This is a genomic window from Thiothrix unzii (assembly GCF_017901175.1).
In the GTDB taxonomy this organism is placed as follows: domain Bacteria; phylum Pseudomonadota; class Gammaproteobacteria; order Thiotrichales; family Thiotrichaceae; genus Thiothrix; species Thiothrix unzii.
Window position 1 is genome coordinate 1,459,134 of the sequence record NZ_CP072793.1, and the last position, 13,535, is coordinate 1,472,668.

The window sequence follows — 13,535 nt, forward strand, 5'->3', positions numbered from 1 at the left end:
CGTAAGCATAGCAGGAAACTAACTTGAGTCAGGAAGCCGGTCAGGAAACACAACAGGACGCACTCTGGAAGCGATTTTTCAAAGCAGTATGGTTTATTTTCGCGCTGTTTGGTCGGACATTCCGCATCCTGTTTATGGTGGCACTTATTTTAGGTGTGTTGGTTTTCGTGGTTTACACCATGCAACTCGACGAAAACGTGCGTTCGCAATTTGAGGGCAAGCGTTGGGAATTGCCTGCACGGGTGTTTGCACGTCCCTTGGATATGTACGAAGGCCAGCAACTTTACGCTGATCATTTAGAGCAGGAAATGAAACTGCTGGGCTACCGCGCGGTGGCAGAGCCGACCCAGACCGGGCAATACCGCCGCAAGGGTGATCAGTTCATGATCAATACCCGTGGTTTCCAGTTTGCAGGCGATAAAGAGCCAGCCCGCAGCATTAAAATTAACATCAATGGCGGTAAGATTGCGTCGTTAGGGTTTTCCGACGGCAAAAGCCCGTTGAATTTAATGCGCTTAGAGCCGGTACTAATCGGGAATTTCTACCCGCGTCAAAACGAAGACCGCGTATTGGTCAAGCAATCCGAAGTTTCGCCGCTATTGATTCGTGGCTTATTGGCGGTTGAAGATAAAAAATTCTATGAGCACCAAGGGGTTAACCCGCTGGCGATTGGGCGGGCAGTGGTCGCCAACCTCAAAGCAGGGCATACCGTGCAGGGCGGCAGTACCTTAACCCAACAGCTCGTCAAAAACTTTTACCTCACCAATGAGCGCAGTTGGCAGCGTAAAATCAAAGAAGCGATGATGGCGTTTTTGCTGGAATTGCATTACGACAAGCGCGAAATTCTTGAAGCATATTTAAATGAAATCCATCTAGGGCAAGACGGCGATCGCGCGATTCACGGTTTTGGGTTGGCGGCACAGTTTTATTTCAATCGCCAAGTGGGTGAGTTAAAAGCCGATCAAATTGCCTTGCTGATTGGTTTAGCCAAGGGCGCGGGATATTACGATCCACGGCGTTTCCCCGAACGTGCAGTGGAGCGGCGTAATCTGGTGTTGCAAGTGATGCAGCAAGAGGGTGTGATTAATCCGCAGGAGTTTGCTGAAGCCAGCCAACGCCCGTTGGGTGTGGAAGAGCATAAACCTTCCGGCGCGTCACCGTTCCCGGCTTATTTGGACGTGGTGCGCGGTCAATTACAGCGTGACTACAAAGAAGAAGATATTCACAGCGCGGGTTTGATGATTTTTACCTCGATGGATCCGATTACCCAGTTAACCGCTGAAACCATTTTGCAAAAACGGGTGGCGCAATTAGAGCGTTCGCAAGGTATCAAAAAAGGTAAGCTCAACGGCGCGTTGATTATCAGCAGCGTCCAAGGCGGGGAAGTGGTAGCTCTGGTGGGTAGTCGCGATGTGCGTTACGCGGGGTATAACCGGGCGTTAACGGCGCAACGTCAAATCGGTTCTTTGGTGAAACCGGCGATTTACCTCACTGCATTTGAGCAAAAAAACAAATACAACCTCGGCACGCGCATCAGCGACGGCCCTGTTACCGTCAAGATTGATAAACGCAAGTACTGGCAACCGGGCAACTACGATCAACGTCACATGGGTTACATTACCGTGCTGAAAGCACTTACCTTGTCGCGTAACACGCCAGCGGTGCGTATCGGGGTGGATGTCGGCGTGGATAATGTTATCAATACCTTACACGGCCTTGGTATCAACAAGAAAATCCCTGAATACCCGTCGATTTTGTTGGGTGCGCTGGAAATGTCGCCAATGGATGTCCAGCAAATGTACCAAACCATTGCCGCCGGTGGTTCGTATTCCCCGTTAAAAGCCATTCGTAGCGTGATGAATTTACAGGGGAAAGTGTTAACACGCTATCCGCTCACGGTTCAACAAGTTGCCAGCCCCGAAGCGGTGGATTTATTGCATTACGGTCTGCATCGTGTAACGGTGGACGGAACCGCTAAGGAATTATCCAGCGTGTTACCGGAATGGAAAAAAGTTGCAGGCAAAACCGGTACAACCAACGATAAAAAAGACAGTTGGTTTGCGGGCTTTTCCGGGCAGCACGTCGCGACCGTGTGGGTTGGGCGTGATGACAATAAACCCACCAACATGACCGGGGGAACCGGGGCGTTAAAAGTGTGGGCGGATTTGTTCCGGGTATTGCCGACTAAACCTTTGAATGCGGGTGGTTCGTCGCGCTTGGTGTGGGTTGATATTGATCCTACCAGTGGTTTGCGGGCAAATCCGGCGTGCGGTACATCAGTGCCTACGCCGTTTATTCGTGGCACACAACCACAGAAAACCCATTTCTGTGCGCCGGTTGCACCACCTGTTGAAGAAGGTACGGCTGCCCCCGCGCCTGCTGCTGCGCCACAGCCAGCATCGGGCAATTCCAATTGGATTGATAATTTAATGCAGTAATGACAATGAAAATAATCCTAGCTTCAAATGCCGTGCGTGCGCTACTGGCAGTGGCAGCAGCAAGTGCACTGTCCGCTTGTGCGCCAAACCCGCAGGTTATGCCGGATGCGGTTTACAACCGTTACCCACAACCGCATGTAGTGCAACCGCCGCGTGTGAATCGTCCGGCTCCGGCGCAACGTCCGGTTACACCGCCACCGCGCAGGCTGCCTTTACCGCAAGAACAGGCTCCGGTAGTTGTTGCGCCTGCACCGATGCCTGAGGTGATTACATTAGAAGCACTGCAACCCCCGGAAACACCGGAACTCCCGGAAACACAGGTAGCCTTGCCGCCGAAAAAATACGTGTCTTCGCCCGCTGCCCGTGGCTTACGTCAACAAGCGCAAACCGAAGCCGGGCAGGGCAATGTATCTGGTGCAGTAGCCACGATTGAACGCGCATTACGCATTGAGCCTGAAAACCCAGAGTTGTGGTTAACCCTCAGCGAGTTAAATAAACAGCAAGGCAATGCCCAGCAAGCCGCAAGCATGGCGGCAAAAGCCCAGTATTATCAGGAGTCACTCCATTAAAGCCGGGTCTGCCACCACGCCTGAGTTACCCATGAGCGATTTGCTGGGGGAATTTGGGCCATTCGCGCAATTGATAGACGGGTTTCAGCCGCGTCCGCAACAGCAAGCGATGTTGCAGGCAGTGTTAGAGGCTTTGAAAACGCAAGCTACCGCTGTGATTGAAGCCGGTACGGGGGTGGGTAAAACCTTTGCTTACCTTGCTCCAGCGTTGCTGTGCGACGAGCGCGTGATTATCTCCACGGGCAGTAAAACCCTGCAAGATCAGCTTTACCACAAAGATTTGCCATTGGTGCGCAAGGCATTAAAAAGCAGCAGCAAGACCGCTTTGTTAAAGGGGCGTGCCAATTATTTGTGCTTGCACCGCTTAAAGATCACCCAATCCGAAGGGCGTTTGCCCGATAAAAAAAGCGTGGTGTGGTTGCGGCGTATCGGTGACTGGTCGGGTTTAACCCGTACCGGCGATGCTGCGGAATTATCCGCAGTGCCGCGTGATGCCGAAATTTGGCAGCGGGTAACATCGACCACCGAAAATTGTATTGGCGCGGAATGCAGCGATTACCAAGAATGTTTTGTGGTCAAAGCGCGGCGTGCTGCGCAAGAAGCCGACATTGTGGTAGTCAATCATCATTTGTTCTTCGCCGATTTAGCGATTAAAGAAGAAGGCTTCGGCGAATTATTGCCGCTGGCGAATGTGGTGGTGTTGGACGAAGCGCACCAGTTGCCGGAAATTGCTTCCAGCTTTTTCAGCGATACCTTCAGTAGCCGTAAGTTGCAGGATTGGAAGCGCGACACCTTGCTCGAAGTATTGGCGAATGCGTCCGATATGCCGGATTTACGCGACCAATTGGATGTGCTGGAAAAAGCAGTGCTGGATTTGCGCTTGGCAATGGATACACCGGGGCAGCGTGCGCCTTGGGCGCGTATTTGCCACAAGCCCGCGATTGTTGAGCATGTGGGATTATTAACCGCAAGCATGGAACAATTAGCCGTATTGCTGGAACTCGCGTCATCACGCAGCAAAGGGCTGCAAGCCTGTTACGAGCGTTTACTGGAACAGCAAGCGTGTTTACAACGCCTGCAAAATCCGCCTGCGGATACGGTGCAATGGTTTGAAACCTTTACCCGTGGTTTTGCTTTGACCAGTACGCCGCTGGATGTTGCGGTGCCGTTTAAAAAGTGCATGGCGGAATTGCCGTGCAGTTGGGTAATGACTTCGGCAACCTTGGCGGTGGGGCAATCGTTCGAGCATTTCAATCAGCGCATGGGGTTGGATAATGCCACCACGTTGCAGCTCGATAGTCCTTTCGATTATTGGCGTAACGCTTTGTTATATTTGCCTTCCCGGTTGCCAGAGCCGCAAGACAGCGGATTTATCAGCGCGTTGGTCGATGCGGCGGTTCCGGTCATTGAAGCCTGTGGTGGGCGCACGTTTATGCTGTTTACCAGTTACCGGGCGTTGAATGAAGCGGCGGAACTCTTGCAGGATCGCATTGATTTTCCGTTGTTGATTCAGGGTGAATCGACCCCGCGTGATATGATCGACCGCTTCCGGGAGCTGGGCAATGCGGTATTGCTGGGAACAGCGAGTTTTTGGGAAGGTGTCGACGTGCGTGGTGATGCATTGAGCTGCGTGATTATCGACAAATTGCCGTTTGCCGCGCCTACCGATCCGGTGATGGAAGCACGTTTGGAGTCGATTCGGCAACGCGGCGGTAATCCATTCGGTGAATACCAGATTCCGCAGGCGGTCATTACCTTGAAACAAGGGGTAGGGCGGTTGATTCGGGATCAAACTGATCGCGGAGTTTTAATGATTTGCGACACCCGGTTGCGTACCCGCAGTTACGGTAAAGTGTTTCTCGACAGTTTGCCGCGTATGCCGCGTACCCAAAAGCTGGAAATCGTTGAACGTTTTTTTGAGAATAAGATGCTGCCTTTGCGAGAGCCTGATGAAACTGTTAGCACTTGATACTTCCACCGAAGCTTGTTCCGTCGCGGTTTATAGCGATGGCGTGACGTTTAGCGCGTTTGAATTAACCCCGCGTGAGCATACCCATAAAATTTTACCCATGATTGAGCAGGTATTGGCGCAAGCAGCATTGCGCCTGTCTGAGGTTGATGCTTTGGTGGTGGGGCGTGGGCCGGGGGCATTTACAGGGATTCGGATTGGCATTGGGGTGGCGCAAGGGTTGGCATTGGCGGCGGATAAGCCGGTTATTCCGGTGTCGACTTTAGCCGCATTGGCGCAGCAAGCGTATCAGCAATACGGTGCGATGCAGGTATTGGCGGCACTGGATGCCCGCATGAACGAGGTTTATTGGGGGGAATACACCGTGCAAAATGGCCTAGTGCAATTGCAAGGTGAGGAACAAGTGTGCGCTGCGGAGCATACGCCCTTACCTGAAACGGCAGGCTGGTTTGCGGTAGGGCATGGTTGGTCAGCGTATGCGGAAACGTTACAAGCGCGTTTCAGTGGCAAGCTGGAAGGTGAGAATACCGAATTGCTGCCTGCTGCGGAATTTATGTTGCCATTGGCGGTTGCGGCTTGGCAGCGCGGTGAAGCGGTTGCGCCGGAATTGGCGCAGCCGGTGTATTTGCGTAATAAAATTGCCCTAACCACGCAGGAACGGTTGGCGCGTCAGTGAGCAGCACGGTAGCAGTATGGCAACGTGAACTGGCGGGTGCGGTGCGTGATCCTGCGACTTTGGTGCGCTTGTTGAATTTGCCGCAAGATGCGGTAAGTGTGCAAGCAGCACAACAATTTCGCTTATTAGTTCCACATAGTTATTTAGCGCGGATGAAGTCAGGGGATTGGCACGACCCGTTATTGCGGCAGGTGTTACCGCTGGACGAGGAATTGCGCGTTGTTGAAGGCTTTAATCACGATCCGGTCGGCGATCAAAACGCGCTGGTGGCTGATGGGGTTTTGCACAAATACCAAGGACGGGTGCTGTTGGTAACGACGGGCGCGTGCGCGGTGCATTGCCGCTACTGTTTCCGGCGGCATTTTCCTTACAGCGAATCCAATCCGGTTAAAGGCGAGTGGGAAAGCGCGTTGGCGTATTTGCGCGAGCATACCGATGTGCGCGAAGTCATTTTGAGTGGCGGTGATCCGTTAACTTTGTCCGATGAGCGTTTAGCTTCATTTTTCAGTCAATTACAGCATATTCCTCATGTGATAAGGGTGCGTTTTCACACGCGCTTGCCGGTGGTGTTGCCTTCACGCATTGATGCCGGATTTCAACAGCTTTTGGCACAATTGCCACAGCAAAAAGTGATGGTGATTCACGCCAATCACGCTCAAGAATTAGCTGCAACGGATGTACACGACGCATTAGCTGCATTGCGTGCCAGCGGCGTGACCTTGTTAAATCAAGCGGTATTATTGCGCGGGGTGAATGATACGGTAGACGCGCAAGCTGATTTGAGCGAAAGCCTGTTCGCGCAAGGCGTGATGCCGTATTACCTGCATTTGCTGGATCGTGTCGCGGGTGCGGCGCATTTTGAAGTTACTCAAGCCCAAGCTGTGCAATTACTGGACGCATTACGCCAACGTTTACCTGGCTTTCTCGTGCCGAAACTGGTGCGCGAAGTTGCAGGTGAAAAAGCGAAAATGCCGGTTTAAGTGTGTAGGTTTCTTGCTCTTTACCTGTTGTAGCCGATACTTGGGTCTTTAGCATTGAGGGCTTTTATGTATTGCTGTTCTACCCGAAGGATGTCGCCAACTTTTACATTTTCTTGGGCATAAAGAATTTCCTTCTGAAGAACATAAGCATCACCCGTCGTCAGGTATGCGCCTAATTCGTGAAGCATGTCAGTTTTAGCCTTACGAGGCGAGCCAAAATATTTGAAAAAATCGAGACGTGCAGTGCTGGCAGTATCACTACCGACATAAATTTTTCCATTGGGAAATGTGATTTTGAAAACGCAACCCCATGAAATGACGGTATCTTTATTTGGGTGCATGGTTTGGTAACTAAACCCATAACCGTTCAAAGCAACTGCCATCAGCAAGGCGGTACACCGAGAAATCCCGTTCGTCCACGGTCAGTATGTGCCGGACTTTGAGTATGCTCGCCAGCGTTACCAGCACTGCGTCGGTAAAATCCGGCTCAAGATTTTGGTATTTCTCCAAGGTATTACGCACCATTGGCAGGTCTTGCGGGCTGAGATCGTGGAGTGTCATTGCGCCGCGCTCAATCCACTGGAGCAGGGCAAGCTTGCCCCGAATGTCAAGGAAGAAGCAGGCTTCCACGACTACAGGCCAAATGGAGTGCAGCTCGATTCTTCCCAACTGCTTCAAAAACGCATTCGCTGATTGATGATGAGGATCTTCTTTGGCAAACAGGGCAACCAAATAGCCCGTATCAACCCAAGCGGCGGTGTTTGGCACGCAGCTTCTCCCAAATCTGGCGTTTCATGGGGTCAGTGGGTGCAGGCGCGAGGCTACCCGTCCCAAACAAATCTTGCCCCAAGCTGTAAGGTGTGCGGTTATCCGCAGCTAAACGTTGGCAAAGCTCCCGTACTGCCTGCCGCATCAGGTCACTTTTGCTGCGCCCCACGCGCCGCGCCAGCACTTCCAGCATGTGTTGTTCTTCCGGTGGAAGACGTACAGAAATAGTCATGGTGTCATACCGTAATACGAGATGGTTTGAGTGTAGCAACAAACCGCTGAATGGAGAATATCGGGCGTTACCAATACGCGATTTTCACTTAGCCTAAAGCAACATGGCATAACTTTTGCCTTCCTATTAACATTACTCATTCATGGTCAACGGAGGTAGTTATGAGAATATTTTGGGCTATTTTGCTGGTATCTGGTGTCGGGTTTGCAACAAACACCGCCCTAGCGGATGAAGTGCAAGTCGCCGTTGCCTCCAACTTCTCCAAGCCACTGGAAGCCATTGCGGAAAAATTCAAAGTTACCAGCGGACATGAATTGAAAATATCCGCAGGTGCAACGGGCAAGCTATACGCCCAGATCGAAAACGGCGCACCGTTTGAAGTGTTCATTTCCGCCGATAGCAAGACCCCGAAAAAGCTGGTTGAAACCAAGATGGCGGAAGCTGACACCCAATTTACCTACGCTTTCGGCAAGCTGGTGTTGTGGAGCAGTACCGAGGGTTATGTGGATGACAAAGGTGAGGTATTGCGCAAAGGCGACTTCAAGCATCTGGCAATTGCCAACCCCAAAACCGCCCCTTACGGTGAAGCGGGTATGGCGGTGATGGAAAAACTGGGGCTGACTGCTGCTATCACGCCCAAACTGGTGACGGGCGAGAATATTACCCAGACGTATGATTTCGTTTCCACTGGCAATGCGGAACTGGGTTTTGTCGCACTGTCGCAGGTGCAAAAAGACGGCAAACTCAAGGGCGGTTCGGCGTGGATCGTACCAGCGGATATGTACCAACCGATGGCGCAGGATGCGGTATTGCTCAGCAACGCCAAAGACAGTGCCGCAGCTAAAGCCTTGCTGGAATTCCTCAAAGGGGAAGAGGCACAAGCCATTATCAGCAGTTACGGCTACGAAATCCCCACACCTCCCCGTAGAGACGCAAAATCTTGCGTCTCTACCGACAGTGCCAAGCCATGTTGAGTGCTGGCGACTGGTCTGCCATTTGGCTCACCTTTAAACTTGCCAGCCTGACAACTTTGATTTTGTTGGTCATTGGCACACCGCTGGCTTGGCATCTGGCGCGTACCCGCCGCTGGTGGAAAGCCCCGTTGAGCGCGGTGGTGGCGTTGCCGATTGTGCTGCCACCCACCGTGATCGGGTTTTACCTGTTGATTACCCTTGGGCCAAAAGGGCCGATTGGGCAATTGACCGACTCATTGGGTTGGGGGACATTGCCGTTTACCTTCACTGGCTTGGTCATTGCCTCGGTGTTCTATTCGCTGCCGTTTGTGGTGCAGCCTATTCAGAATGCGTTTGAAACGCTGGATATGCGTCTGATGGAGGCGGCAAGTACGCTGCGGGCAAAACCGCTGGATGCGTTTTTCAGCGTGGCGTTACCGATGGCGCGACCCGGTTTTCTCACTGCCTGCATTCTGGGGTTTGCGCATACCGTGGGCGAATTCGGCGTAGTGTTAATGATCGGCGGCAATATTCCCGACAAAACCCGCGTGGTGTCGGTGCAGATTTACGACCATGTGGAGTCGATGGAATACGCGCAAGCGCACTGGTTGGCAGGCGGCATGGTGGTGTTTTCCTTCATCGTGTTGTTGCTGATGTATACGCTTAACCGTGGGATCAGGATGTCAAAAATATGAGCAATACACCGCACGATAACCTACACGCCCGCTTTCAACTGGCTTTCAGTGGCTTCAAACTGGAAACCGATTTGCAATTGCCGGGGCGTGGTGTAACCGCATTGTTTGGGCATTCCGGCTCTGGCAAAACCACCTTGTTGCGCTGCATTGCTGGGTTGCAACGCCCGGACAGCGGTTTTTTGCAAGTGCGCGGGCAGGTGTGGCAGGACAGTACGAAGGGCGTGTTTTTGCCGACCCACCAACGCCCCTTGGGGTATGTGTTTCAGGAAGCCAGCCTGTTCCCGCATTTGACCGCCCGCAAAAATATGGATTACGGGCGCAAACGTGCCGCGCAATCCGCCACTGATGCCGAACTGGCAGCGATTGTGGATATGCTGGGGATTGGGCATTTGCTGGACAAAATCCCCGCGCAACTCTCCGGCGGGGAACGCCAGCGGGTCGGCATTGCCCGCGCCCTTGCCCTCAAGCCGCAAGTGTTGTTGATGGATGAACCGCTTGCCGCGCTCGACCTCAAGCGCAAGCAGGAAATCCTGCCGTTTCTGGAACGCTTGCACCGCGAACTCGACATTCCGATTCTGTACGTGACGCATTCGCCGGAGGAAGTGACCCAGCTTGCGGATCATCTGGTGGTGCTGGAAGCGGGCAGGGTGGTGGCTTCGGGCGCATTGGCGGAGGTGTTGACGCGGCTGGATTCGCCAATGGCGCAAGGCAAAGAAGCCTCCAGCGTGTTGCAGGTGAAAGTGTGGGATCATGAGCCAGAGTTTCACCTCAGCCACGTCGGTTTTGCAGGGGGCGTGATCAGCTTGCCTTACCAGCAGGCGACTGCCGTGGGTATGCCGTTACGCTTGCGCATTGATGCCCGCGATGTCAGTCTGACGCTGCAACAACCGGCGCAAACCAGCATTCTCAATGTGTTGCCCGCCAGCATTACCGGCATGGCGCAACCGGTGGCGGGGCAAGTGATGGTGCGTTTGAACATGGGCGGTGTGCCATTGCTGGCACACATCACCCAGAAATCAGCGGTGCAACTGGGGTTGAAGGTGGGGATGGCGGTGTTTGCGCAGATCAAGGCCACCGCGATTGTATGAATTACAAACGTTGGAGTAGTTCGGCCTTTTTGCTGGCGAACTCGTCGTCGTTAAGGATGCCTTTTTGTTTCAGGTCTGCCAGCCGTTCGATCAACGCGAAAATGTCGCCATTGTCTGCGGGGGCAGGGTTGTTATTGCTGACGTTATTGTTGTTCGGGTAGTAAGGGGCAGGCGCAGGTGCGGGTGCAGGCACGAACGGCGCAACCCCATTCACAGATACGATAGGCAATTGGTCGACTTGCACATTGCCGTATTGGCTGCTGAAAGTCATGGAATTATTGCCACCTTGCTGTTGTGACACACCGCCGATTTGATGATCCAGCGTGTTGTAGACGGTGACTTGACCATTAATGTCGACTGCCAAACGGCAGGTAGTCGGGAAATAGGCGTAACGGGTGTTGTTTTGCCCGCCAGTGGTGGAGGCAATGCCCAGCTCATCCGGCCACCAGTTGCGGTTGCCATGAAACTGTGTCGGGTTGCTGACCGGCATAAATACCGCTTGTTGCCCGCCTAACAGGTTGGATAATTCCACGCACAGGCCGTCGACTTTAGCTTTCAGGCCGTAGTTGAACATATCGCCCACCATGGTCATGCCACCTTGCATCCATTGCCCGCCGCCGCCGAGTTCGGGGTGGTTGAATTGTGCCATTGTGCCGTTGCCATTCATTACGGCGTAAAGCATGTGGGTAACGGCATCGTTAGAAACGCCATAGCGTTGCGCCAAATTATTGATGGCATTTTGTCCGTAATCGGTGAAAGTTTGCATGGAATGATCTCCAAAAGCTGCTAGGTAGGGAAGGCACTGCCAGCCCGTTCAGGGCGATGGGTTGTTAGCATTGGTTGGCAGGTTTGTTTGGTTGTCGCTGCATTATCAAGTGTTCCTGAGGAATTGCAATGCTTTTAGAATCCATGATGCGGTGGTATCGACAAAACAAGCGGTGTTGTATCCTTAAATCCCTCACTCTCAAATACCTCTTATGAAAAAAGTTAGCTTATTCGTTGATGTGCAAAATATTTACTACACCACCCGCGCGGTTTACGGTTGCAGTTTTGATTACAACCGTTTTTGGCAACAAGCCACCGCTGGTCGTGAAGTGGTGCAGGCGTGCGCGTATGCGATTGCGCGTGATGACGACAAGCAGCGGCAATTTCAGAATATTTTGCGTGCCATTGGTTTTGAGGTGAAGCTGAAACCGTATATCCAGCGCAGTGACGGTTCTGCCAAAGGCGATTGGGATGTGGGAATTACCTTGGATGTGATTGAAGCAGCCGCAACCACCGACATAATCGTGTTGGCTTCGGGCGATGGTGATTTTGATCTGTTATTGCGCAAGGCTAATGCGCGTTACGGGGTGGAAACCGAAGTGTACGGTGTGCCGGGTTTGACCGCGAATACCTTAATGCAGGCGGCGACGCGCTATATACCGGTTGCTGATCGCTTGCTGCTGAGGAGTAAATAAGCATGGCGCAAGTGTCTGAATTTGATCTGATCCGCGATTATTTTCGGTGGGATCAACCACCGGATTCGGTGCGTGTTGGGGTTGGTGATGATGCGGCGATTTTGCGGGTTCCAGCGGGCAGTGAATTGGTAGTGTCGGTAGATACCTTTAATGCAGGGATTCATTTTCCGCACGAAACCCCGCCTCATGCGATTGGTTATAAAGCGTTGGCGGTAAATTTAAGCGATTTAGCGGCAATGGGGGCGACACCGGCATGGTTTACCTTGGCGATTTCCCTGCCACAAGCGGATGCGCAATGGGTGGCGGAATTAGCGCGTGGAATGCGTGAACTGGCGCAGCAGCACAATATTTTTCTGGTGGGGGGCGATACCACGCGCGGAGCATTGAGTATTACGGTGCAAGTGATGGGGTTTGTGCCGTGCGGTGCGGGGTTATTGCGTAGTCATGCGCAACACGGCGATTTAATTGCTGTTTCCGGGACATTGGGCGATGCCGCAGCGGGTTTGGCGGTGGTGCAACAGCGATTGCAGTTACCCATAGCGGCAGCGGATTATTGTGTGCAACGCTTGAATTATCCGACCCCACGCAATGCCTTGAGTCATTTGCTGCAACAACACGCACACGCTTGTATGGATATTTCCGATGGGTTATTGGCAGATTTAGGCCATATTTTGCAAGCATCGGGCGTGGGGGCGCGGCTTGATCACGAGCTTTTGCCTTGGTCGGAGGCTTTACAAGCGATGCCGCAAGCGCAACGTTTAGGTTTCGCGCTTAGTGGCGGGGATGATTATGAGTTATTATTCACTGTGCCACCTGATGCATTAGCAGCGTTAATAATGGCAGCAAATGTTGTGGGGGTGCGCATTACCGTGATTGGTGAAGTGGATAAAATGCAGCAAGGATTGCTTATGAATCATAGGCTTTCGGATGGAAGGCGCGGCTACGAGCATTTTTCTTCAGAATGAATCCTTGTTTGCGAAACTTCAGGAAGATAAGATTGTCTACCAATACAACAACTACTTAGGGCCTTTTATTATGCAAAACAAAATGAAACTGGGGGCTGCCAGCCTCACTTTGGCAGTATTGATGTCTGGTTGCGCACCGATGGCAAGCACGACACCGCAAGCGTCAGCAACGGGTGATTATAATACGGGTGGCAGCTATGCTGCGGGCACGACTGGTGCTTATGATCCCAATGCAGCGGCTCCGGCTGCGAATAACTACTACGATTACAGCAGTGGCTCTTCGTCAACAGGAGCAGCCGCGCCGTCTTCGTCGGGTTACGACAATTATTACGCAAATAGTACGGGTGGTTCATCCGGTGGTTCTTACGATTACAACAGCGGTTCTACGGGCGGTAGCAATGGCAGTGCCAGCGGCTCTTACGCCGTACAGGTATTAGCCAGCCCTAACCGTGGCACGGCAGAATCCATGTTGAGCCAAATGCGTTCTGCGGGCTTCACTGCGGTGATTGATAATGTGGGTGGCTACTATAAAGTGCGCATCCCGTATGGCAGTGCCAGTGAAGCGAAAGCCAGTTTAGGCCGTGTACGCAGCACTGTGCCGGATGCGTTTTACACGACCCGCTAAGGTGCGCGATTCTTCCTTCTCGTTCCCTTCACTCCTTACGGGAGGAAGGGGCGGGGACGGAGAGTAGTGAAACCGACTGATTTTAATCATAAAAAAGACGTGTCATGGTCGGAAATC

Annotated in this window: 15 protein-coding genes; 11 read left to right on the forward strand and 4 right to left on the reverse strand. The window is 52.6% G+C overall.

From position 1 onward, the window contains the following. The first annotated feature begins 23 nt into the window (after window positions 1-23). The 5 genes from mrcB to epmB are packed head-to-tail and all read left to right on the forward strand — an operon-like array spanning window position 24 to window position 6,632. Entirely contained in the window at window positions 24-2,438 is a 2,415-nt protein-coding gene (gene mrcB, locus J9260_RS07450; protein WP_210220375.1) for a penicillin-binding protein 1B, read from the forward strand. A 5-nt stretch (window positions 2,439-2,443) separates the two neighbouring features. After that, window positions 2,444-3,007: a tetratricopeptide repeat protein gene (locus J9260_RS07455; RefSeq protein ID WP_210220376.1), complete on the forward strand. Its 564-nt coding sequence runs from the start codon at window positions 2,444-2,446 to the stop codon at window positions 3,005-3,007. Continuing rightward, window positions 2,946-4,976 carry a DNA repair helicase YoaA gene (gene yoaA / locus J9260_RS07460; RefSeq protein ID WP_246499694.1) on the forward strand — a complete coding sequence of 677 codons (2,031 nt, stop codon included), beginning with the start codon at window positions 2,946-2,948 and terminating at the stop codon, window positions 4,974-4,976. The genes J9260_RS07455 and yoaA overlap by 62 nt, the downstream gene beginning before the upstream one ends. Then, window positions 4,957-5,652, forward strand: coding sequence for a tRNA (adenosine(37)-N6)-threonylcarbamoyltransferase complex dimerization subunit type 1 TsaB (gene tsaB / locus J9260_RS07465; protein ID WP_210220377.1), 696 nt, complete (start codon window positions 4,957-4,959; stop codon window positions 5,650-5,652). Before yoaA ends, tsaB begins: the two co-directional genes overlap by 20 nt. Continuing rightward, on the forward strand, window positions 5,649-6,632 hold the full coding sequence (gene epmB, locus J9260_RS07470; protein WP_210220378.1) for an EF-P beta-lysylation protein EpmB: 984 nt from the start codon (window positions 5,649-5,651) through the stop codon (window positions 6,630-6,632). Before tsaB ends, epmB begins: the two co-directional genes overlap by 4 nt. Window positions 6,633-6,652: 20 nt before the next feature. Here epmB and J9260_RS07475 read toward each other — a convergent pair whose 3' ends face one another. From J9260_RS07475 to J9260_RS07485, 3 genes are read right to left on the reverse strand one after another with little or no spacing between them, the layout of a single operon-like run. Next, window positions 6,653-7,015: a GIY-YIG nuclease family protein gene (locus tag J9260_RS07475; protein WP_210220379.1), complete on the reverse strand. Its 363-nt coding sequence runs from the start codon at window positions 7,013-7,015 to the stop codon at window positions 6,653-6,655. Further along, entirely contained in the window at window positions 6,984-7,400 is a 417-nt protein-coding gene (locus tag J9260_RS07480) for a type II toxin-antitoxin system VapC family toxin (RefSeq protein ID WP_210220380.1), read from the reverse strand. Before J9260_RS07480 ends, J9260_RS07475 begins: the two co-directional genes overlap by 32 nt. Further along, window positions 7,375-7,632 (reverse strand): ribbon-helix-helix protein, CopG family, encoded by a 258-nt coding sequence (locus J9260_RS07485; RefSeq protein WP_210220381.1) that lies wholly within the window; start codon window positions 7,630-7,632, stop codon window positions 7,375-7,377. The genes J9260_RS07480 and J9260_RS07485 overlap by 26 nt, the downstream gene beginning before the upstream one ends. A 161-nt stretch (window positions 7,633-7,793) precedes the next feature. On the opposite strand from J9260_RS07485, the gene modA reads away from it, so the two are divergent. Genes modA through modC form a run of 3 tightly spaced genes read left to right on the forward strand, consistent with a single transcriptional unit; the run spans window position 7,794 to window position 10,368 of the window. Next, entirely contained in the window at window positions 7,794-8,606 is an 813-nt protein-coding gene (gene modA, locus J9260_RS07490; protein ID WP_210220382.1) for a molybdate ABC transporter substrate-binding protein, read from the forward strand. Beyond that, complete coding sequence (modB, locus tag J9260_RS07495) at window positions 8,600-9,280, forward strand: molybdate ABC transporter permease subunit (RefSeq protein WP_210220748.1); 681 nt, start codon at window positions 8,600-8,602, stop codon at window positions 9,278-9,280. The genes modA and modB overlap by 7 nt, the downstream gene beginning before the upstream one ends. Then, window positions 9,277-10,368 carry a molybdenum ABC transporter ATP-binding protein gene (modC, locus tag J9260_RS07500; protein ID WP_210220383.1) on the forward strand — a complete coding sequence of 364 codons (1,092 nt, stop codon included), beginning with the start codon at window positions 9,277-9,279 and terminating at the stop codon, window positions 10,366-10,368. Before modB ends, modC begins: the two co-directional genes overlap by 4 nt. 1 nt (window position 10,369) lies before the next feature. Here the strand turns inward: modC and J9260_RS07505 are convergent, their stop codons facing one another. Beyond that, window positions 10,370-11,134 (reverse strand): SHOCT domain-containing protein, encoded by a 765-nt coding sequence (locus J9260_RS07505; RefSeq protein WP_210220384.1) that lies wholly within the window; start codon window positions 11,132-11,134, stop codon window positions 10,370-10,372. A 211-nt stretch (window positions 11,135-11,345) separates the two neighbouring features. Between J9260_RS07505 and J9260_RS07510 the strand changes: the two genes are divergently transcribed. From J9260_RS07510 to J9260_RS07520, 3 genes are all read left to right on the forward strand, one after another. Continuing rightward, the gene (locus J9260_RS07510) at window positions 11,346-11,828 is read left to right on the forward strand and encodes a LabA-like NYN domain-containing protein (RefSeq protein WP_210220385.1); all 483 of its coding nucleotides are present in this window, start codon (window positions 11,346-11,348) and stop codon (window positions 11,826-11,828) included. A gap of 2 nt (window positions 11,829-11,830) precedes the next feature. After that, window positions 11,831-12,793, forward strand: a complete 963-nt coding sequence (gene thiL, locus J9260_RS07515) for a thiamine-phosphate kinase (RefSeq protein ID WP_246499695.1) — start codon at window positions 11,831-11,833, stop codon at window positions 12,791-12,793. 70 nt (window positions 12,794-12,863) lie between these two features. Next, entirely contained in the window at window positions 12,864-13,418 is a 555-nt protein-coding gene (locus J9260_RS07520; RefSeq protein ID WP_210220386.1) for an SPOR domain-containing protein, read from the forward strand. Window positions 13,419-13,535 lie beyond the last annotated feature (117 nt).

Excerpts from the sequence above, each read along its gene's own strand:
- J9260_RS07455 (WP_210220376.1), top strand. The coding sequence starts at position 2,444 with ATGAAAATAATCCTAGCTTCAAATGCCGTGCGTGCGCTACTGGCAGTG.
- yoaA (WP_246499694.1), top strand. The coding sequence starts at position 2,946 with ATGCCCAGCAAGCCGCAAGCATGGCGGCAAAAGCCCAGTATTATCAGG.
- tsaB (WP_210220377.1), top strand. The coding sequence starts at position 4,957 with ATGAAACTGTTAGCACTTGATACTTCCACCGAAGCTTGTTCCGTCGCG.
- J9260_RS07475 (WP_210220379.1), bottom strand. The coding sequence starts at position 7,015 with ATGGCAGTTGCTTTGAACGGTTATGGGTTTAGTTACCAAACCATGCAC.
- J9260_RS07485 (WP_210220381.1), bottom strand. The coding sequence starts at position 7,632 with ATGACTATTTCTGTACGTCTTCCACCGGAAGAACAACACATGCTGGAA.
- modA (WP_210220382.1), top strand. The coding sequence starts at position 7,794 with ATGAGAATATTTTGGGCTATTTTGCTGGTATCTGGTGTCGGGTTTGCA.
- modB (WP_210220748.1), top strand. The coding sequence starts at position 8,600 with ATGTTGAGTGCTGGCGACTGGTCTGCCATTTGGCTCACCTTTAAACTT.
- modC (WP_210220383.1), top strand. The coding sequence starts at position 9,277 with ATGAGCAATACACCGCACGATAACCTACACGCCCGCTTTCAACTGGCT.
- J9260_RS07505 (WP_210220384.1), bottom strand. The coding sequence starts at position 11,134 with ATGCAAACTTTCACCGATTACGGACAAAATGCCATCAATAATTTGGCG.
- J9260_RS07510 (WP_210220385.1), top strand. The coding sequence starts at position 11,346 with ATGAAAAAAGTTAGCTTATTCGTTGATGTGCAAAATATTTACTACACC.
- thiL (WP_246499695.1), top strand. The coding sequence starts at position 11,831 with ATGGCGCAAGTGTCTGAATTTGATCTGATCCGCGATTATTTTCGGTGG.
- J9260_RS07520 (WP_210220386.1), top strand. The coding sequence starts at position 12,864 with ATGCAAAACAAAATGAAACTGGGGGCTGCCAGCCTCACTTTGGCAGTA.